Here is a 19,277-nt window from a genome sequence, read left to right on the forward strand (position 1 = left end):
ATCCTTGCAGTTCAGACGGTCCGTGCACCACCGCCCGGGGTAGGGGGACACTTCAGTATCGCGACCCGGGATTTCCCCCAGATTACGCACACGGTGTGAGAGAGAGCACTCGGCCACCCACTACGATCGGCGACCGAGCGGCGGACAGCTTCGGGGCCCGCTCCCCCTGCGGCTTCCCGCCTGTCCGCGCCCCCCGGTCCACGGACCGTTCCCCGCCTCCCGGCCCCTTCGCAGAAGGACTCACACGACATGAGTTTCGACCCCCGGTACCCCCAGCCCCAGGCCCCCGACCCTCGCGCGCGCTCCACCCGCAACCGGGCCGTCGCCATAGGGCTGAGCGCCGCCGTCGTGGCCGGTCTCGTCGCCTTCGGCTCGTTCATGCTCCTGGAGAACTCCGCGGCCGACGAGAAGTCCGACAACGCCTCGGCAGCCCACGACGGCAAGCACCCCGGCGGGCACGGCGACGCCAAGGGCGGGGCCATCGAGGGACTGAAGTCCTGGGACGCGGCGAAGCTGACCCGCAACCACGTGGCGGGGACCGTCGACTATCCGATGAAGCCTCCGGTCGGCGGCGACCACAACCCGTCCTGGATGAACTGCGACGGCGACGTATACGAAAAGGCCCTCCCCGACGTCAACGCGGTCCACTCCCTGGAGCACGGCGCGGTCTGGGTCACGTACAACGACAAGGCCGCCGACGGCGACGTGGCCGCGCTCGCGCAGCGCGTCAGGAAGACCCCGTTCACCCTGATGAGCCCGTACGCCGGCCAGGAGGGCGCGATCACGCTCAGCGCCTGGGGCAAGCAGGTCACCGTGGACTCCGCCGACGACCGGCGGGTGGACCAGTTCCTCGCCCAGTACGTCCAGGGCGCCCAGACGCCCGAGCCCGGCGCCCCCTGCACCGGCGGGCTGGAAACGGCACCGCGGTGACGGACACGGCTGACGCGGCAGAAGCGGCTGACCCGGCAGTCGGTGCGGAACGGCGGAAGACCGCGCGGGTGCGGTGGGCGGCCGGGGCAGCCGTTGCCCTGGCCCTGCTCTTCGCCGGGGCCGCCGCCGTCGCCTCCGCCCGTGAGGACGGTTCGGCGCCCCGCGCGGCCGGCGCACCCGCCCCGGACTCCGCCGACGCAGGGTTCGCCCGGGACATGGCCGTCCACCATCAGCAGGCCGTCGAGATGTCGTTCATCGTCCGCGACCGTACGAAGGACGAGGACGTACGCCGTCTCGCGTACGACATCGCCAACACCCAGGCCAACCAGCGCGGCATGCTCCTCGGATGGCTCGACCTCTGGGGGCTGCCCAAGGTCGCGGGCGGCGACGAGCCCCCGATGGCCTGGATGGGCGGCAGCGACGGGGACCAGCACGCCCACGGCGGGCATCATCCGGACGGTGACGGCGACGGTGTGCTCATAGCGGGGATGGCTTCCCGTTCCGAGCTGGAGCGGCTCGCGCGCCTCGACGGCGAGGAGGCCGAGGTCTTCTACCTCCAGCTCATGACGGACCACCACAAGGGCGGCGTCGCCATGGCCGAGGCCTGTGCCTCCCGGTGCACCGTCCCGGTGGAGCAGCGGCTCGCCCGAGGCATGGTCGAGGGGCAGCAGTCCGAGCTGGGGCTCATGCGCGACATGCTCACCGAGCGCGGGGCGAAGCCGCGTACCTGAGAAGCCGCGCGGGGGAGCATGTCGCGCGGGTGAGCATGTCGCGCGGGGGCCCGGGGCATACCGCCCCCGCGTCAGCTTGCGTCCCCGGGCCTGCGCACCCGAACGGGTGATTGCGGTCGCGCCTGCCCTCCCGGCCGATGACGATGGGTGCGCTCGGGGCCGTACGGCAGTGCCATCGGCACGCAGGAGGAAATCCCCCATGACGACCGCCAAAGACATCATGCACAGCGGGGCCCGCTGGATCCCGGCCCACGAGACCCTCGACCGTGCGGCGCAGCTGATGCGCGAGCACAACGTGGGGGCCCTGCCCGTCTCCGCCGACGGCGACTCGGACCGGATGATCGGCATCATCACCGACCGCGACATCGTCGTCGGCTGTGTGGCCAAGGGGCACGACCCGTCGAAGGTCACGGCGGGCGATCTCGCACAGGGCACGCCCCGTTGGATCGAGGCGGAGGCCGACGTGGACGCGGTCCTGGAGGAGATGCAGACCCACCGCATCCGCCGGCTTCCCGTCGTCGAGAACAAGAAGCTGGTCGGCATGATCAGCGAGGCCGACCTCGCACAGCACCTCACCGAGGAGCAGATCGCGGGCTGGGCGGAGAAGGTCTACTCCCGCGGCTGACTCCCGGCCGAGGAGCCGAATCGTGAGCGGGACGGTTGCCCGGCGCCCCCGCTCCGCCTCTGGCGGAGGGGTGCCGGGCCACTGTCCGTGTGTATACCCGCCGGGGGTAGGGTGGCCCGCATGGCGGTCAGGACGCGGAGCGGGGGCGTGACGTACGGGCAGCTGATGCTGTTCGCCGCTCTGCTGTTCGGCATCGTCACCATGCATACGGTGGGGCATCCGGCCGAGCACGGCGGAGCCGTCGCGATATCGGCCGCGTCCTCGCCGATGGAGGCATCCGCGTCGTCGGACACGCCGTCGCCGTCGGCCGCCGCGGCCGGGCACCCCTCGCCACACGGCTCCCCCGGGGCCGATGCCCCCATGAGCGGCATGGATCCGCTCTCCGTCTGCCTCGCCGTCCTCGGCGTCTGGGGCCTCGCCCTCGTCGGTTCCTGGCTGCTCGGGCCACGCGTCGGCGGGCGGCCTCTCGGTACGCCGGCGGGGGCGGGGCTCCCGCACGCGCTGCGGCCGAATCCGCCTCCCCCGATATCGGTGCTCGCCGGCGCCTCGGTGCTGCGTATGTAGGAGTGGGCGTCTCACCTCCGCCCCTTCACCTTCACCCGAACCACAGCACTTCAGAGGTGTCTTCAGCATGCCCATGCACCAACTCCCTCGCCGCGCCGTGCTCGGCGCCGCGCTCGCCGTCGCCGGTACGGGAGCCCTCGCCGCCTGTTCCGACGGCGGCAGCGGCCACGGCGGCGCCCACTCCCCCGGCGGTGGAGCCCAGGACTCCGGTACGTACGTCTCGCCCGGCGGCAAGGAGGTCGAGGCCGCCGAGGCGGCGCGCGGCTCCGGGCCCGTACGGAAGGTCTCCCTCACCGCCACCCGGACCCGGCTCGATCTGGGCGGCGGCGCCACCGTCGCCTCCTGGGCCTACGGGGACCGGCTGCCCGGGCGCGAGGTGCGCGTGACCGCCGGGGACACCCTCGCCCTCACCCTCGCCAATCACCTTCCGCAGCCCACCTCCCTGCACTGGCACGGGCTCGCACTCCGCAACGACATGGACGGCGTCCCCGGGCTGACCCAGCGGAGCATCGCCCCCGGGGCCGCGTTCGCCTACCGGTTCGCCGTACCGCATCCGGGGACGTACTGGTTCCACCCGCACTCCGGCGTCCAGCAGGACAGAGGGCTGTACGCACCGCTGATCGTCGAGGATCCGAAGGAACCGCTGGCGTACGACAAGGAGTGGGTCGTCGTCCTCGACGACTGGGTCGACGGGGTGGACGGGTCCACTCCGGACGCCGTTCTCGAAGAGCTGTCCGGAGGCATGAGCGGCGGCGGGCACGGCGGGATGGATCACGGCGCGCACACCATGCCGAACGACAAGAAGGAGGAGGAGGAGAACCCGGAACCGGGTGTCGGCGGGCCCTCGCGGATGATGATGGGCGCCCGCAGTGAGCTGCTCGGTGGCGATGCCGGTGATGTCGCCTATCCGCACCATCTCGTCAACGGGCGGGTCGCGGACGATCCGGAGACGTTCCGGGCGCGGCCGGGTGACCGCATTCGACTGCGGATCATCAACGCCGGCGGCGACACCGCCTTCCGTGTCGCGCTCGGCGGGCACCGGATGACCGTGACGCACACCGACGGGTTCCCGGTCCGGCACACCACGGGGGACGCGCTGCTGCTGGGGATGGGCGAGCGGTACGACGTCCTCGTCACCGCCGGCGACGGGGTGTTCCCGCTGACGGCGGCGGCGGAGGGGAAGAAGGCGGCCGCCCTCGCCGTCCTGCGGACCGGGAGCGGGGCCGCGCCCGACGCCTCCGTACGGCCGAAGGAGCTGGAGGGGAAGGTGGTGCAGGCGGGGCGGCTGGTCCCGGACCCGTCCGTGGCACTGCCCACCCGGCTGCCGGACCGGACGATCCGGATCCGGCTCACCGGCGGGATGGCGCGGTACGACTGGGCCTTCGACGGGCAGCCGTACGACGCGAAGCGGCGGCGGCCGGTGGAGGCGGGCGAGCGGGTGCGGCTGATCTTCGACAACGGGACGGCGATGTGGCATCCGCTGCATCTGCACGGGCACACCTTCGCCCTCGGCGGGAACGCCGCCGGGGCCCGCAAGGACACCGCCATCGTGCTGCCGCACCGGTCGCTGACGGTGGACTTCGACGCCGACAATCCGGGGCTGTGGATGGTCCACTGCCACAACGTCTACCACGCGGAGGCGGGGATGATGACGGTCCTCGGTTACCGGGGCTGATCTCCCGCGCCCCGCCGTGGTGCGGCGCGGACAGCCGCTCCCACCTGCGGTTCCGGTGGGCCGGAGCAGATTTTGCCCGGCCCACCGGGACATCGCGTCAGAAAGACGATTACACTGGTGGACGTGCCTCAACTACGCCTCGCACTGAATCAGATCGACTCGACCGTCGGCGACCTCGCCGGCAACTCCGAGGCGATCGTCCACTGGACCCGGCACGCCGCCGAGCAGGGCGCCCACCTTGTGGCGTTCCCCGAGATGGTGCTGACCGGATACCCCGTCGAGGACCTGGCCCTGCGGTCGTCCTTCGTCGAGGCCTCGCGGCAGGCGCTCCGCGCGCTGGCCGCCCGGCTCGACGCGGAGGGCTTCGGCGAACTGCCGGTCGTCGTCGGCTACCTGGACCGCTCCGAGCACAACGCGGCGCGCTACGGGCAGCCGGCCGGGTCCCCGCGCAACGCGGCGGCCGTGCTGCACCGCGGCGGGATCGCGCTCAACTTCGCCAAGCACCACCTGCCGAACTACGGGGTGTTCGACGAGTTCCGGTACTTCGTGCCGGGCGACTCGATGCCCGTCGTCCGGGTCCACGGCATCGACGTGGCCCTCGCGATCTGCGAGGACCTGTGGCAGGACGGCGGGCGCGTCCCGGCCGCCCGGTCCGCCGGGGCAGGGCTGCTGCTGTCGATCAACGCCTCGCCGTACGAGCGGGACAAGGACGACACCCGGCTGGAGCTGGTCCGCAAGCGGGCCCAGGAGGCCGGCTGCACGACGGCCTATCTGGCGATGATCGGCGGCCAGGACGAGCTGGTGTTCGACGGTGACTCGATCGTCGTCGACAAGGAGGGCGAGGTCATCGCCCGCGCCCCGCAGTTCTCCGAGGGCAGCGTGATCCTCGACCTGGAGCTGCCCGCGGCTGCCGCCGAAGCGCTGTCGGGCGTGGTGGACGACGGGCTGCGGATCGACCACGTGGTGATCTCCGACGAGCCGGTCGCCGCTTACGAACCGGAGCTGACGGGCGGATACGCGGAGCGGTTGGAGGACGAGGAGGAGATCTACTCGGCGCTGGTCGTGGGGCTCCGTGCGTACGCTGCGAAGAACGGTTTCAGCAGTGTGCTGATCGGGCTCTCCGGCGGCATCGACTCGGCGCTCTGCGCGGCCATCGCGTGCGACGCGCTCGGAGCGCAGAACGTGTACGGGGTCTCGATGCCGTCGAAGTACTCCTCGGAGCACTCCAAGGACGACGCCGCCGAGCTGGCACGGCGTACCGGGCTCAACTTCCGCACGGTGCCGATCGCGCCGATGTTCGACGCGTACATGGGGTCGCTGGAGCTCAGTGGGCTGGCGGAGGAGAACCTCCAGGCGCGGCTGCGCGGTACGACGCTGATGGCCCTCTCCAACCAGGAGGGGCCGATCGTGTTGGCCCCCGGCAACAAGTCGGAGCTGGCCGTCGGCTACTCCACGCTGTACGGGGACGCGGTCGGCGCGTACGGGCCGATCAAGGACGTCTACAAGTCGTCGGTGTTCCGGCTGGCCAAGTGGCGCAACCGGGCGGCGGAGGAGCGGGGGCAGACCCCGCCGATCCCCGAGGCCTCGATCACCAAGCCGCCGAGCGCGGAGCTGCGGCCGGGGCAGGTCGACACGGACTCGCTGCCGGACTACGAGGTGCTCGACGCGATCCTGGAGCTGTACGTGGACCGCGACCGGGGCATGGACGAGATTGTCGCGGCCGGGTTCGACGCTGAGCTGGTGGCGAAGACGTTGCGGATGGTGGATACGGCGGAGTACAAGCGGCGACAGTATCCGCCGGGGACGAAGATCTCGCCGAAGGGGTTCGGGAAGGACCGACGGTTGCCGATCACGAATCGCTGGCGCGAGTCGTCCTAGCGCGGATGGCGGTTGCCGGGGGCGTCCGGCGGCCGCCTCTGTCCTCGAACGCCGACGGGCCGGCCACCCACGTGGGGTGGCCGGCCCGTCGGCGTGCCGGTTCCGTCCTCAAACGCCGGACGGGCTGGAGTGGGTGCCGGACGGGCTGGAGTGGGGCGCCGGGTGGGTTGCCACCACTCGGGAGCGGGGCTTCCCCTCGCCCCGGTCCAGGAATCCCGCCGTCGCCGCGATCGCCAGGCCCGCCACCGCCAGCACGGCGCCCACGAACGCCGGGGACGTCCAGCCCCAGCCTGCCGCGATCGCCACGCCGCCCAGCCACGCGCCGCCCGCGTTGGCGAGGTTGAAGGCGGAGTGGTTGGAGGCGGAGGCCAGGGTGGGGGCGTCCTTCGCCTTGTTCATCACCAGCATCTGGAGCGGGGTCGTCGTCATGAAGCCGACGGCGCCCAGCAGCACCACCATCGCCAGCGCCGCCCACTGCACGTGCACCGTGAACGGGAACGCCACCAGGACCAGCGCGAGTGCGCCGAGCGATCCGTACAACGTCGGGCGCAGGGCGCGGTCCGTGAGGGGGCCCGCGGCCAGGGCGCCCAGGGTCATGCCGATGCCGAAGAGCGCCAGGACCAGGGTGACGGAGGACTCGCCGAAGCCCATCGCCTTCGTGGTCATGGCCGAGAGGTAGGAGTAGACCGCGAAGACCCCGGCGAAGCCGAAGACGGCGGTGAGCAGGCCGAGGAGCACCTGGCGGTTTCCGAGGGCGCGCAGTTCTCGTCGGACGTCCTGGTGGGCCTCGACCGGGATGGGGGGCACCAGGCGGGCCAGGGCCGCCATCGCGGCCAGCCCGATCGCCGCGACGACGAGGAACGTGGCCCGCCAGCCGAGGTGCTGGCCGAGGAGGGTGGCGGCGGGGACGCCGACGATGTTCGCCACCGTCAGGCCGAGGAACATCGTCGCCACCGCCCGCGCCTGGCGGCCCTCGGCGACCAGCCGGGCGGCGACCACCGCGCCGACGCCGAAGAACGCGCCGTGCGGGAGGCCGGCGAGGAAGCGGCCCGCGACCAGCCAGCCGAAGTCGGGCGCGAGCGCCGAGGCGAGGTTGCCGATGGTGAACAGCGCCATCAGGAGCAGCAGCATCCTCTTGCGCGGGACACGGGAGCCCAGGCCGGTGAGGAGCGGAGCGCCGAGGACGACGCCGATCGCGTACGCCGACACGAGGTATCCGGCGGTGGGCACGGACGTGCCGAGGTCGTCCGCCACGTTGGGCAGCAGGCCCATCATGACGAACTCCGTCGTGCCTATGCCGAAGGCGCTCACGGCCAGGGCGAGGAGGGCCAGGGGCATGGGGAGAGCCTTTCGCGGTCACGCGGGTCAGGGGCAGGGCAGGGCAGGGCAGGGCAGGGCAGGGCAGGGCAGAACGAAGAGCCGTCGCCTCGGCGTGGACGCCGGGCGACGGCTGAGTCTCGTTTATGTATGCGACTGGAACAAATTGTCGCAGACGTTTTATGCCGGGCGGTGAACGGGCGGTTGCGTGGCCGTGATCACAGTTCCACGCGGGCCGCGATCGGCAGATGGTCGCTGTCGGTCGCCGCGAGGGTCCAGGAGGCCATCGGCTCGACGCCCTTGACCATGATCTGGTCGATCCGGGCCATCGGGAACGAGGCGGGCCAGCTGAAGCCGAATCCGTCGCCCGCCGCGCCCTGGGTGGAGCGCATCTGCGCGGTGACCGCGTTCAGCGAGCGGTCGTTCATCGTGCCGTTCAGGTCGCCGAGGAGGACGACGCGCTCCACGCGTTCGTCGGCGATGGCCTCGCCGAGCGCGTCGGCGCTGTCGTCGCGCTGGTTGGCGGTGAACCCGGCGTGCAGCTTCACGCGGACGGACGGCAGATGGGCCACGTACACCGCGACCTCGCCCTGCGGGGTCCTCACCGTCGAGCGCATCGCCCGGGTCCAGCCCATCTTGATGTCGACGGGCTTGGTGTCGGCCAGCGGGTACTTGCTCCACAGGCCCACGGTGCCCTGGACCGAGTGGTAGGGGTAGCGGCCGGCCAGGGACTTCTCGTACGTGGAGACCTGCCGGCCCGGGAGTTCCTGGAGGGCCACGACGTCCGCCCCGGATCCGGCGACCTGCTGGGCCGTGCCCTCGGGGTCGGGGTTGTCCGCGTTGACGTTGTGGGTGGCGACGGTGAGGTCGCCGCCGCCGCCGGACTTGTCGGTGAGCAGGCCGCCGAACATGTTGAGCCAGACGACCGCGGGCAGCAGGAGCGCGATCGTCGCGGTCGCGGAGCGGCGGAGCAGGCCCAGGACCAGCAGCACCGGGATGAAGACGGCGACCCACGGCAGGAAGGTCTCGATGAGGCTGCCGAGGTTGCCGAGCCGGTTGGGGATCTGCGCGTGGACGACCATCAGCAGAGTCAGCAGGACCGAGCAGAGGGCCAGGAGGATGCCGCGCCGCCAGACGCCCCGGTCGTTCCGCAGCCTGTCCCACAGGCCCCGGAAGCGGGATCCGCGGGCTCCGGGCTGCTTCGCGCTGCCGTTGTCCGTGTCCGCCCCGTACGCCTGCACCATCGCGCTGTCCTCACTGCCTTGCCGTGCACATCGCCGCGCTCTCGACCCTAGGTGATGAGCGGCGCCTTTCCCGCCGCCGACCTGACGGCCCGCCGCCGGGCCGCCGACGTGGCGGGTCCGGCCGGTGTCCCGCCTTCGACGACCGTACGGAGATGCCGTACGGAGATCAGGACGACGGAGGCGGGACGACGGGTTCCGGCCCGGGGCCCGCCGGGGCGCCTTGTGACAGAACGATCACACTCGTGCCGCGGGGGCGAGCCCCTCCAGCAGGGTGGTGATGATGCGGTCCGCGAGGTCGTCGGGCAGCGGCGCGTCGGGACGGTGGGCCGTACGGACGAGCATGGGGCCGACGAAGAGGTCGTCGATGAGCTCCACGTCGAGGTCGTCGCGCAGCTCCCCGGCCGCCACCGCGCGCCGCACCGCCTCCAGCATCGCGGCCCGGCGGGGGGCGATGGCCGTGTCGTGGTACTCGTTCCACAGCTTCGGGTGGCTCTTCATCTGCGCGAAGATGTTGTGCAGCAGCACCGAGGAGCGCTGGGCGAGGCCCCGGGTGCGCAGGGATTCCAGCATGACGCGGAGGTCGGCGAGGCCCTCGGTGCCGGAGACCGGCGGGTCGTCGGGCTCCATGTCCCGTACGACGTCGACGAACAGCTCCTCCTTGCCCGACCAACGACGGTAGATCGTGGCCTTGCCGACGCCCGCCGTACGCGCGATGCGCTCGATGGAGAGGCCCGCCAGAGGTTCGCCCGCCTCCAGGAGAGCGATCACGGCGTCCAGGATCGCCCGTTCCGCCGCGGCGGAGCGGGGGCGTCCGCGGCGGGGCTCCGCGTCCGGCGCCCGGGTCGGAGCCCCTGCCGGCGTCCCGGTCGGTGCCCCGGTCCGCGGTTCGCCCCCGTTCCCTGCCCCGCGCCCGTCCCGCTCGCCGTCCTGGCCTTGCACCGTGAAGCCGCCTCTCGCCGCGCCGTCGTCGCCGTATGTCCGTCGCCCCGATTCTCGCCGACCCGGGGGCGCGGATCGACGGGACCCGTCGGGGCGACCGGTCAGCGGGTCAGCTGCTCCGCCGGGGGCCGGGTCTCCTCGGGGGCCCCGGTCGTCGCCGGAGGACGGCCGGGCAGGAACAGGCCGACGACCACGGCGCCGATCAGGGCCACGGCCGCCGAGCCGAGCGCGGTCACGTGCATGGCGCTGATGAACGCGTCGTTGGCAGCGGCGACCAGGGGCTTTCCGGCCACCGGGCCGAGTTTCTCGGCGACGCCGAGCGTGGCCTCGATGGACTCGCCCGCCACGTCCCTGACCCGCGCCGGGACCGCGCCGAGGTGGCCCTCGATGCCCCCCCGGTAGACGGTCGAGAGCACCGAGCCCAGAACCGCGATGCCGAGCGCCCCGCCGACCTGGCGGAAGGTGTTGTTGATGGCCGAACCGGAACCGGCCTTCTCGCGGGGCAGCGCCTGCATCACGGCAACGGTGACGGGCGGCATGATGTGCGCCATCCCGGTGCCCTGCACGAAGAAGACGAGGCACATCACCCACACCGGCGTACCGGCGTCGAACAGGGCGAACGACGCGAGCCCGGCCGCGACGAGCAGCATGCCGGCCGTACAGACCGCACGGGCGCCGAAGCGGTCGACGACCAGCCGGGCCCGGGGCGCGAAGACCATCTGAGCGGCCGCGAGCGGAACGATCAGCAGGCCCGACTCCAGGGCGGTGTAGCCGCGCACGCTCTGGAGGTAGAAGGCCGAGAAGAAGGTCACGCCCATGAGGGCGAAGAAGACCAGGGCTATGGCGGCCACGGCGGCGGAGAACGCGGGCTTCCGGAAGTACGTGATGTCGATGGCCGGGTGGCTGCTGCGCTTCTCGTGCCAGACGAATCCGGCCAGCACGAGCAGCCCGCCGACGATGGCGAGGAGCACGGTGGTGTCGGTGAAGTCGGCCAGCTCGCCGCCCCGGATGATCCCGTACACCAACAGGACCAGGCCCACGATGGAGAGCGCGACGCCCAGCGGGTCGACCTTTCCGGGGTTCGGGTCCCGGGAGTCGGGGACCAGGATCGCCATGGCGATCAGGGCGATGACGACCACGGGGACGTTCACCAGGAAGATCGAGCCCCACCAGAAGTGCTCCAGGAGCAGTCCGCCGGTGATCGGGCCGATGGCGATGCCGAGACCGACGCTGCCCGCCCAGATGCCGATGGCCTTGGGCTGCTCGTCGCGCTCGAAGACGTTCATCAGGACGGCGAGGGTGGCGGGCATCACGAAGGCGGCGCCGAAGCCCATCAGCGCCCGCCAGGTGATGAGCTCGCCGGGCGAGGCGGAGAAGGCGGCCAGCGCGGAGCCGAGGCCGAAGACCAGGATGCCGGCCAGGAGGACCTTCTTGCGGCCGATCCGGTCGCCGAGGAGGCCCGCGGTGAACAGCAGTCCGGCGAAGACGAGCGTGTAGGAGTTGATCGCCCACTCCAGCTCGCTCTGCGTGGCGCCGATGCCGGTGGGGGCGGGGCTCGCGATCGTCTTGACCGCGACGTTCAGGATCGAGTTGTCCAGCACCACGATGAGCAGGCTGAACATGAGGACGGTGAGGATCCACCAGCGGCGGCGGTGGATCGCCTCGGGAACACGGGGCGTGGCGGGGGCGCCGGACGGTATGGGCATGGGGACGAGCCTAACCTCATTTCGATACGAGACCGTCTCGTATTGTTAAAGCTTTGCCCAACGGAGCCGTACGGATGGGGTGTGCGGGCCCGCTTCCCGAGTGCCCGTGGGCCCACTTCCCGAGTGGTGGGGCGGGATGCCACCATGGAAGGGATCCGGGGACGCCGTCAGGGCGCCTCGAGATGACGAAGGAGCCGTTGGCCATGTCGCTTCAGGCTGCGCAGAATCAGCCCTCCCCCGCCGGTGGGAGCCGGCCCTCCCCCGCCGACAGCAGCAAAGCGCTGTACGGAGGGAAGTCCACCCGTCGCATCACCGTCCACGACATCGCCGCCGCCACCGAGCGCGGCGAGAAGTGGCCCATGCTGACCGCCTACGACGCGATGACCGCGTCCGTCTTCGACGAGGCCGGGATCCCGGTCATGCTCGTCGGCGACTCCATGGGCAACGTCCACCTCGGCTACGAGACCACCGTGCCCGTCACGATGGACGAGATCGCCATGCTGTCCGCCGCCGTCGTACGGGGCACCAAACGCGCCCTGATCGTCGGCGACCTGCCCTTCGGCTCGTACCAGGAAGGCCCCGTCCAGGCGCTGCGCAACGCCACCCGGCTGGTCAAGGAGTCGGGCGTCGGCGCGGTCAAGCTGGAGGGCGGCGAGCGGTCCCACGAGCAGATCCGGCTGCTCGTCGAGGCCGGCATCCCGGTCATGGGTCACATCGGCCTGACCCCGCAGTCCGTCAACGCGATGGGCTACCGGGTCCAGGGCCGCGGCGAGGAGGCCGCCCAGCAGCTGCTGCGGGACGCCAAGGCCGTCCAGGACGCGGGCGCGTTCGCCGTCGTGCTGGAGCTGGTCCCCGCCGAGCTGGCCGCCGAGGTCACCCGGACGCTGCACATCCCGACCGTCGGCATCGGCGCCGGCGCCGGGACCGACGCGCAGGTGCTCGTCTACACGGACATGGTCGGGCTGACCGGCGGCAAGGTGCCGCGCTTCACCAAGCAGTACGCCGACCTGCGCAAGGTGCTCGGTGACGCGGCGAAGGAGTTCGCGGACGAGGTCGTCGGGGGCACGTTCCCGGCGGCGGAGCACACCTTCCACTGATCCACCGGGTCGCCGCCGCTCCCCGGCGGCGGCGACCACCGACCATTTCCCGCACCACCGACAGCCCGCCGACATCCCCCATCGGCGGGCTGTCGCACGCCCGGAGCCCGCCCGCGGCCCGTGTCGGCGGGCTGTCGGTGAGCTGTCGGTGGGCGCTGGTCTGCTGGTGGGCATGGAACGAATCGACAAGAACCCCAGCAGCGGCCGGAACGCCGTCGAGGTGCGGGGGCTGGTCAAGCACTACGGCGAGACCAAAGCTCTGGACGGCGTGGACCTCGATGTGCGCGAGGGCACCGTCCTCGGTGTGCTCGGCCCCAACGGCGCCGGCAAGACCACCCTCGTACGCTGCCTGTCCACCCTGATCACCCCCGACGCCGGCCACGCGGTCGTCGCGGGCTACGACGTGGTGAAGCAACCCCGGCAGCTCCGCCGCACCATCGGCCTCACCGGGCAGTACGCCTCGGTCGACGAGAAGCTCTCCGGCTGGGAGAACCTCTACATGATCGGGCGGCTGCTCGATCTGCCCCGCAAGCAGGCCCGGGCCCGCGCCGACGAGCTGCTGGAGCGGTTCTCGCTCACCGAGGCCGCCAAGCGGGCGTGCATGGAGTACTCCGGCGGGATGCGCCGCCGGCTCGACCTGGCCGCCTCGATGATCGGCAGCCCGGCCGTGCTGTATCTGGACGAGCCGACGACGGGGCTCGACCCCCGGACCCGTAACGAGGTCTGGGACGAGGTGCAGCGGATGGTCGCCGAGGGTGCCACCGTCCTGCTGACCACGCAGTACATGGAGGAGGCCGAGCAGCTCGCCAAGGAGCTGACGGTCATCGACCGGGGGAAGATCATCGCCCGGGGCGGGGTCGACGAGCTCAAGGCGAAGGTCGGCGGCCGCACCCTGCACATCCGGCCCTCGGACCCGGCGGAGCTGGCCGCGATGGCGCAGGCGATCCGGGAAGCCGGGCTCGACGGCGTCGCCGGGGCGCAGGCCGTGCCGGACGAGGGACTGCTGTACGTGCCGATCCTCAGCGACGAGCAGCTGACCGCCGTCATCGGACTGCTGGGCGTACGCGGCTTCTCGCTCGCCCATGTCTCCACCGCCCTGCCCAGCCTGGACGAGGTGTTCCTCGCGATCACCGGCGACAAGTCCTCTCCCCTCTTCGACCCCGCTCCCCAGGAGGCCGCCGCATGAGCAGCACCACCACCACGACACCGGCCGCCGCTCCCGCCGGGCCCCCGGCTCCCGCGCCCGCGAAGGCGACCGTGGCCGACGAGGGCCGGATCGGGCTGCGGGCCAACCTCCGGCACATCGGGGCCCTGGCGCGGCGCAACATGCTCCAGATCAAGAAGGACCCGGAGTCGATGTTCGACGTCCTTCTGATGCCGGTCATCTTCATCCTGCTCTTCGTGTACGTCTTCGGCGGCTCGGTCGGCGCCAGCCTCGGCGGGAACCGGCAGGAGTACGTGAACTACCTGGTGCCGGGGCTGATGGCGATGATGGGGCTGAACATCGCCATGGCCGTCGGGACCGGCGTCAACGACGACTTCCGCAAGGGGGTGATGGACCGGTTCCGGACGATGCCGATAGCCCGGTCCTCGGTGCTCATCGCCAAGATCGTGGTCGAGCTGGGCCGGCTGATGGTCGCCATGTTCATCCTGCTGGTCATGGGGTTCGTCGTCGGCATGGAGCTGCACGGCTCGGTGTTCGGGCTCCTCGCGGCGGTCGCGCTGTCGGCGGTGTTCGGCGCCGCCATCATGTGGATCTTCATTCTGCTCGGGCTGTCCATGAAGACGGCCCAGGCTGTTCAAGGGACGGCGATGCTCGTGCTGATGCCCCTGCAGTTCGGATCCTCGATCTTCGTGCCGACCCAGACCATGCCGGGCTGGCTCCAGGCCTTCACCGACTACAACCCGCTCTCCAACCTCGCCGACGCGGCGCGGGCGCTCATGCAGGGCGGCCCGGTCGGCGACTCGGTCTGGTGGACGCTCGCCTGGGCCGCCGGCATCACGCTGGTGATGGCTCCGCTGGCGGTGGCCAAGTTCCGCAAGAAGGCCTGAGCCGAGGGACGTCACCCCAGCGGGCGCACCCGCCGGTACGTCTCCGCCAGAGCGGTGGCCTCGTCGAGGGTGAGGCCACCGCCCTGCTCGTACGCCCGGGTGTACGCCGCGTCGTCGAGGCGGGCCCGCACGGCCTCCTCGGCCTCGGCCAGGTTGCGGCGCTCGATCATGGTCGGAACGTACCCGGGGGACAGCAGCGCCGCCTGGAGGCCCAGCAGCCGGGCGGCGTCCGCGCACGCCTGCTCCTCGGCCCCGCTCTCGGAAGCAAGCCCGGCCAGGGCCCGGGCGATCGCCGTCAGGTGGGCCGAGGGCATGTTGGGGGCGATCATCGTGGACAACCGGTCCCGCGAACGCTCCAGCGCGGTCACGGCGTTGCGCAGGGCGGCGGCGTAGGCGCCCTCCAGGTTGTCCAGCCAGGCCAGCATCCCGAAGACGAACCCACTGAAGACGGCGATGTCGCCCCGGGTGAACTCGTCCTTGATCATCTCCACCTGTGCGCGGGCCTCGGCCACCCGGCCCTGCGCCCCGAGGACGAAGGCCAGATGCATGCGGGCGACCGGCATGGCCTCGTGGTTCGAGAACCGGTCCCCTTCGCAGACCTCCCGCAGCACGGCCTCGGCCTCCGGCAGCCGGCCGAGCTCGGCGAGCGGCCCGGCGTACCGGGCGCGCAACAGCGCCACCTGGGACCGGGCACCGATCTTCTGCGCGTACTCCACGGCGGCGGCGTAGTCGTCCAGGGCCTCGCGGAAGCAGCCCGTCCGTTCGTTGGCCTCGCCGCGGGACGCCAGGGCCTCGGCCGTGCCCCAGTCGTCGTCGAGCCGGGTGAAGATCTCCAGGCTCTCGTCGGCGTCGACGTGCGCCAGGTCCGCGTGACCGGAGTGACCGGCCAGAAAGTTGGCGCGCAGTTGGAGCGCGGCGGCCAGCTCCCACTCGTAGCCGTAGGCGCGGCAGGTCCGCACCGTCGCGTCCAGCGCCTCGCGGGTGCGGGCCATGTCCCCGGTGAACATGTTCGCGTACATCCAGAACGTGCCGGGCATGCGGCAGGTCTGCGGCTGTCCCGGCCGGTAGGCGCCGGCGATGATCTGCAGCCGCTTCTGCCCTTCGGCGTCCGACCAGGCGGAGAAGACGTCGTCCACGCTGCCCAGCTGGATCAGCGCCGAGCCGCGCCGCGCCTCCGCGAGTTGGTCGTCGTCCATCGGCGGCGGTCGGTCGGTGGCCGCCTCCGGCAGCGAGGGGGCCCGGACCCCGGGCCGGGCGAACGGGTCGGGGCCGAGCGAGGAGGCGGCCTCGGCCCACTGCCGGGCATCCGCGCGCAGGTCGCGCAGCATCCAGTACCAGGACATCGACAGCACGATGCACAGGGCCTCGTGCTCGTCCCGGGCGGCGACGGCGTGGCGGAGCGCGGTGCGCAGGTTCTCGTACTCGCGGCGGATGGCCGCGATGGCCGCGCGCTGCCCCGCCCCCCGCATCGCCGGCCCGGTCGTCCGCGCCAGCTCCCGGAAGTGGACGAGGTGGCGCCGGCCCACCGCGGCCCGCTCCCCCGCTTCGTCGAGGCGTTCGGCGGCATACTCCCCGACCGTCTCCAGCAGCCGGTAGCGCATCTCCCCGTCCTCACCGGGTGCGGCGACCACGAGGGACTTGTCGACGAGGGAGCCGAGCAGGGCGGCCACGTCGAGGCTGTCGACGGCGGGGCCGCCCGGTCCGGCGGGCAGGGCGCAGACCTCCTCGGCGGCGGCCAGCGAGCAGCCCCCGGCGAAGACGGAGAGGCGGCGCAGGACGGCGCGTTCGGCGGCGTCGAGCAGGTCCCAGGACCAGTCGACGACGGCGCGCAGGGTCTGCTGGCGGGGCAGCAGGGTCCGGCTGCCGTTGGTGAGGAGGCGGAAGCGGTCGTCGAGCCGGTCGGCGATCTGGCGGGGGCTGAGCATCCGCAGCCGGGCGGCGGCCAGTTCGATGGCGAGCGGCAGCCCGTCCAGCCGGCGGCAGATCTCGGCGCAGGCGGCGGCGGTCGCCTCGTCCGCGTCGGTACGGAAGCCGGGGCGGGCGGCGGCCCCGCGCTCGGCGAGCAGCCGCAGGGCCATCGGGTCGGGCAGCGGGTCGACGGGGCGGACGAACTCGCCCGGCACGCCGAGGGGTTCGCGGCTGGTGGCGATGACGGTGAGCTGAGGGCAGTGGGTGAGGAGGTGCTCGGTGAGGGCGGCGGCGGCGCCGATGACGTGCTCGCAGTTGTCCAGCAGGAGCAGCATCCGGCGCGGGGCGCAGTGTTCGGTGAGGCGTACGAGGGGGTCGTCGCCGACGCGTTCGACGGCGCGCAACTCCTCGGCGCCCGCCCCGCGCAGCACGGTCTCGCGGGCGCCGAGCGCGGTCAGGACGGCCTCGGGCACGGTGTCCGGGTCGTCGACGGGGGCCAGTTCGGCCAGCCAGACGCCGTCGGGCCAGGCCTCGGCGACGGCCTCCGCGGTCTCCTGCGACAGCCGGGTCTTGCCCGCGCCCCCGGGCCCGAGCAGGGTGACCAGCCGGGCGCGACCGAGGTCCTCGCGCAGGGCGGCCATGTCGGTGTCGCGCCCGACGAAACTGGTGAGCCGGGCGCGGAGGTTGCCGGGGGCGGGCGGGTACGCGGCGGGGGCCTCACCGCCGAGGGCGGCCGGACCACCGGGGCCGGGCGTGGGGTGCGGGTGCTGGGCCGGTCCCGCCGCGGCATCCGGGGCGGGCGACGCCGCCGGGCGGGCGGAAGGCTCCGACGCGGGCCGGGTCCCGGTGCCAGGAGCGGCCGAGGCCGAGGACCGGGAGACCGGTTCCGGCGCCCCCGGGGTCCGGGCATGAGGCCGCGGCGCGGGCGCACCCGGGGAGCGGGGAAACGGCTCCGGGTGGAGCAGTTCGGTGTGCAGGGCGCGCAGGGCCGGCCCGGGGGCGGTGCCGAGGCGGCCGTCGAGCAGGGTGCGGACCTCCTCGTACGCGGCCAGCGCCTCGGCGGGGCGTCCGGCGTCCCGCAGGGCCCTGATGCGCAGCGCCTGGAGCGGTTCGTCGAGCGGGTGGGTGTCGCAGAGCACGGCCAGCTCCGGCAGCGCCTCCCCCGGTCTCCCGAGGGCGAGGAGCGCCCCGAGCGCGGCCCGCCGCGCGTCGAGCCTGCGGGCCTCCCAGCGGGACGCGATCGCCGTACGGTCGGGCAGATCGGCGAGGGCGGGCCCGTTCCACAGGGCGAGGGCCTCCCCCAGGACGGCGAGGGCGCCGGCGGCGTCGCCGTCCTCCAGGGCCCGGCTCCCCTCCGCCGCCAGCCGCTCGAAGCGGTGCAGGTCCACGGCGTCCGGCTGGGTGGCGAGCCGGTAGCCGCCCGCCACGGATTCGACGGCGCCGCGGCCCAGGGCCCGCCGCAACCGGCCGACCAGGGCCTGGAGCGCGCCGGCCGCGTCGGCGGGCGGGTCACCGTCCCACACCTCGTCGACGAGGTGTCCGGCCGGGACGGTCCGGCCGGGGCGCAGTGCGAGGACGGTGAGCAGGGCGCGCAGCCGCGCCCCGCCGAGGGTGACGGCCGTGCCGTCGTCGCGGAGTGCCCGGGTGGTACCGAGGACGCAGTAGTGCACGGAGCCCATTGTCCGTGACGGGCGGCGGACCGGCGTTGACCGGGTGGAACTCCACAAGCGGTCGCGGACGTTCCAGCCGTGCCGGACCGTACGATCACCCCGTCCCCTGCCCCAGGAGTCGAACGCCGATGACCACCGCAGCCACTCGCGGCGACCGGAGGATCAGCCCGGTCTTCCTCGGTATCGCCGCCGTCACCGCGGTCGCGGGCTGGGCGGTGTGGACGGACTTCGCGGACGCCACCGGCTTCGCGGTCTTCCTGTTCGTCACCGGGGCCTGGGTCGTCTCGCTCTGCCTCCACGAGTACGCGCACGCCCGCACCGCGCTGCACAGCGGGGACCTGTCGGTGGGGGCGAAGGGCTATCTGACGCTCAATCCGCTGAAGTACACGCACGCGCTGCTGAGCGTCGTGCTGCCGGTGCTCTTCGTGATCATGGGCGGGATCGGGCTGCCCGGCGGTGCGGTCTACATCGAGCGCGGCCGGATCCACGGCCGGTGGAAGCACAGCCTGATCTCGGCGGCGGGCCCCCTGACGAACGTGGCGTTCGCGCTTCTCTGTACGGCCCCGTTCTGGCTGGACGCGCTGGACGGGGTGCCGCGTGCCTTCCAGTACGCGCTGGCGTTCCTGGCGATGCTCCAGGTGACGGCGGCGATCCTGAACTCCCTGCCGATTCCGGGGCTGGACGGCTACGGGGTGATCGAGCCCTGGCTCTCGTACAGGATCCGCCGCCAGGTGGAGCCGATCGCTCCGTTCGGGCTGATCGCGGTGTTCGCGATCCTGTGGATCCCCGAGGTGAACATCGCCTTCTTCGACGCGATCCACACGCTGCTGCGGGCGCTGGGCGTCGAGGAGTACCAGCGGTACTGCGGATATGACCTGTACCGCTTCTGGCGGGGACTCTTCGACGAGCAGGATCCGGGCTGCGCGGTCGGCTGACCGCGC

15 protein-coding genes are annotated in these 19,277 nt (G+C 72.5%); 10 read left to right on the top strand and 5 right to left on the bottom strand.

Going from position 1 to position 19,277, the window contains the following annotated elements:
- Nucleotides 1–249: 249 nt before the first annotated feature.
- The 6 genes from CCZ36_RS07980 to CCZ36_RS08005 all read left to right on the top strand — a co-directional run bounded on the left by CCZ36_RS07980 (nt 250) and on the right by CCZ36_RS08005 (nt 6,403).
- Nucleotides 250–930 (top strand): DUF3105 domain-containing protein, encoded by a 681-nt coding sequence (locus CCZ36_RS07980; RefSeq protein WP_069737967.1) that lies wholly within the window; start codon nt 250–252, stop codon nt 928–930.
- Nucleotides 927–1,661, top strand: a complete 735-nt coding sequence (locus tag CCZ36_RS07985; protein WP_237302608.1) for a DUF305 domain-containing protein — start codon at nt 927–929, stop codon at nt 1,659–1,661. Before CCZ36_RS07980 ends, CCZ36_RS07985 begins: the two co-directional genes overlap by 4 nt.
- Before the next feature lie 199 nt (nt 1,662–1,860).
- Complete coding sequence (locus CCZ36_RS07990; RefSeq protein WP_069737969.1) at nt 1,861–2,286, top strand: CBS domain-containing protein; 426 nt, start codon at nt 1,861–1,863, stop codon at nt 2,284–2,286.
- A gap of 120 nt (nt 2,287–2,406) precedes the next feature.
- Nucleotides 2,407–2,850 (top strand): hypothetical protein, encoded by a 444-nt coding sequence (locus CCZ36_RS07995; RefSeq protein WP_164873490.1) that lies wholly within the window; start codon nt 2,407–2,409, stop codon nt 2,848–2,850.
- A 67-nt stretch (nt 2,851–2,917) separates the two neighbouring features.
- On the top strand, nt 2,918–4,525 hold the full coding sequence (locus tag CCZ36_RS08000; RefSeq protein ID WP_128817318.1) for a multicopper oxidase family protein: 1,608 nt from the start codon (nt 2,918–2,920) through the stop codon (nt 4,523–4,525).
- Nucleotides 4,526–4,648: 123 nt separating this feature from the next.
- A complete protein-coding gene (locus CCZ36_RS08005) occupies nt 4,649–6,403 on the top strand; it encodes an NAD+ synthase (protein ID WP_128817320.1) in 1,755 nt (584 codons plus the stop codon).
- A 108-nt stretch (nt 6,404–6,511) separates the two neighbouring features.
- Here the strand turns inward: CCZ36_RS08005 and CCZ36_RS08010 are convergent, their stop codons facing one another.
- The 4 genes from CCZ36_RS08010 to CCZ36_RS08025 form a co-directional block, all read right to left on the bottom strand.
- Nucleotides 6,512–7,741, bottom strand: a complete 1,230-nt coding sequence (locus tag CCZ36_RS08010) for an MFS transporter (RefSeq protein WP_069742759.1) — start codon at nt 7,739–7,741, stop codon at nt 6,512–6,514.
- Between the two features lie 197 nt (nt 7,742–7,938).
- A complete protein-coding gene (locus CCZ36_RS08015) occupies nt 7,939–8,964 on the bottom strand; it encodes an endonuclease/exonuclease/phosphatase family protein (protein ID WP_069737973.1) in 1,026 nt (341 codons plus the stop codon).
- A gap of 234 nt (nt 8,965–9,198) precedes the next feature.
- Entirely contained in the window at nt 9,199–9,903 is a 705-nt protein-coding gene (locus tag CCZ36_RS08020; protein ID WP_069737974.1) for a TetR/AcrR family transcriptional regulator, read from the bottom strand.
- Between the two features lie 101 nt (nt 9,904–10,004).
- Nucleotides 10,005–11,609, bottom strand: a complete 1,605-nt coding sequence (locus CCZ36_RS08025; protein WP_128817322.1) for a DHA2 family efflux MFS transporter permease subunit — start codon at nt 11,607–11,609, stop codon at nt 10,005–10,007.
- A gap of 203 nt (nt 11,610–11,812) precedes the next feature.
- Here CCZ36_RS08025 and panB point away from each other — a divergent pair, with 203 nt between their 5' ends.
- The 3 genes from panB to CCZ36_RS08040 all read left to right on the top strand — a co-directional run bounded on the left by panB (nt 11,813) and on the right by CCZ36_RS08040 (nt 14,758).
- Nucleotides 11,813–12,706: a 3-methyl-2-oxobutanoate hydroxymethyltransferase gene (gene panB, locus CCZ36_RS08030; RefSeq protein ID WP_069737976.1), complete on the top strand. Its 894-nt coding sequence runs from the start codon at nt 11,813–11,815 to the stop codon at nt 12,704–12,706.
- A gap of 172 nt (nt 12,707–12,878) precedes the next feature.
- On the top strand, nt 12,879–13,892 hold the full coding sequence (locus CCZ36_RS08035; RefSeq protein WP_069737977.1) for an ATP-binding cassette domain-containing protein: 1,014 nt from the start codon (nt 12,879–12,881) through the stop codon (nt 13,890–13,892).
- A complete protein-coding gene (locus tag CCZ36_RS08040; RefSeq protein ID WP_069737978.1) occupies nt 13,889–14,758 on the top strand; it encodes an ABC transporter permease in 870 nt (289 codons plus the stop codon). The genes CCZ36_RS08035 and CCZ36_RS08040 overlap by 4 nt, the downstream gene beginning before the upstream one ends.
- A gap of 11 nt (nt 14,759–14,769) precedes the next feature.
- Here CCZ36_RS08040 and CCZ36_RS08045 read toward each other — a convergent pair whose 3' ends face one another.
- Nucleotides 14,770–18,336, bottom strand: a complete 3,567-nt coding sequence (locus tag CCZ36_RS08045) for a BTAD domain-containing putative transcriptional regulator (RefSeq protein WP_128817324.1) — start codon at nt 18,334–18,336, stop codon at nt 14,770–14,772.
- A gap of 128 nt (nt 18,337–18,464) precedes the next feature.
- Here CCZ36_RS08045 and CCZ36_RS08050 point away from each other — a divergent pair, with 128 nt between their 5' ends.
- Nucleotides 18,465–19,271 (top strand): site-2 protease family protein, encoded by an 807-nt coding sequence (locus CCZ36_RS08050; protein WP_128817326.1) that lies wholly within the window; start codon nt 18,465–18,467, stop codon nt 19,269–19,271.
- The last annotated feature ends 6 nt before the right edge of the window (nt 19,272–19,277 follow it).

The sequence above is a fragment of the Streptomyces sp. S063 genome (assembly GCF_002832675.1).
GTDB classification, from domain to species: Bacteria; Actinomycetota; Actinomycetes; order Streptomycetales; family Streptomycetaceae; genus Streptomyces; species Streptomyces sindenensis.

Excerpts from the sequence above, each read along its gene's own strand:
- CCZ36_RS08010 (WP_069742759.1), bottom strand. The coding sequence starts at position 7,741 with ATGCCCCTGGCCCTCCTCGCCCTGGCCGTGAGCGCCTTCGGCATAGGC.
- CCZ36_RS07980 (WP_069737967.1), top strand. The coding sequence starts at position 250 with ATGAGTTTCGACCCCCGGTACCCCCAGCCCCAGGCCCCCGACCCTCGC.
- CCZ36_RS08035 (WP_069737977.1), top strand. The coding sequence starts at position 12,879 with ATGGAACGAATCGACAAGAACCCCAGCAGCGGCCGGAACGCCGTCGAG.
- CCZ36_RS08050 (WP_128817326.1), top strand. The coding sequence starts at position 18,465 with ATGACCACCGCAGCCACTCGCGGCGACCGGAGGATCAGCCCGGTCTTC.
- panB (WP_069737976.1), top strand. The coding sequence starts at position 11,813 with ATGTCGCTTCAGGCTGCGCAGAATCAGCCCTCCCCCGCCGGTGGGAGC.
- CCZ36_RS07995 (WP_164873490.1), top strand. The coding sequence starts at position 2,407 with ATGGCGGTCAGGACGCGGAGCGGGGGCGTGACGTACGGGCAGCTGATG.
- CCZ36_RS08015 (WP_069737973.1), bottom strand. The coding sequence starts at position 8,964 with ATGGTGCAGGCGTACGGGGCGGACACGGACAACGGCAGCGCGAAGCAG.
- CCZ36_RS08025 (WP_128817322.1), bottom strand. The coding sequence starts at position 11,609 with ATGCCCATACCGTCCGGCGCCCCCGCCACGCCCCGTGTTCCCGAGGCG.
- CCZ36_RS08040 (WP_069737978.1), top strand. The coding sequence starts at position 13,889 with ATGAGCAGCACCACCACCACGACACCGGCCGCCGCTCCCGCCGGGCCC.
- CCZ36_RS08000 (WP_128817318.1), top strand. The coding sequence starts at position 2,918 with ATGCCCATGCACCAACTCCCTCGCCGCGCCGTGCTCGGCGCCGCGCTC.
- CCZ36_RS07990 (WP_069737969.1), top strand. The coding sequence starts at position 1,861 with ATGACGACCGCCAAAGACATCATGCACAGCGGGGCCCGCTGGATCCCG.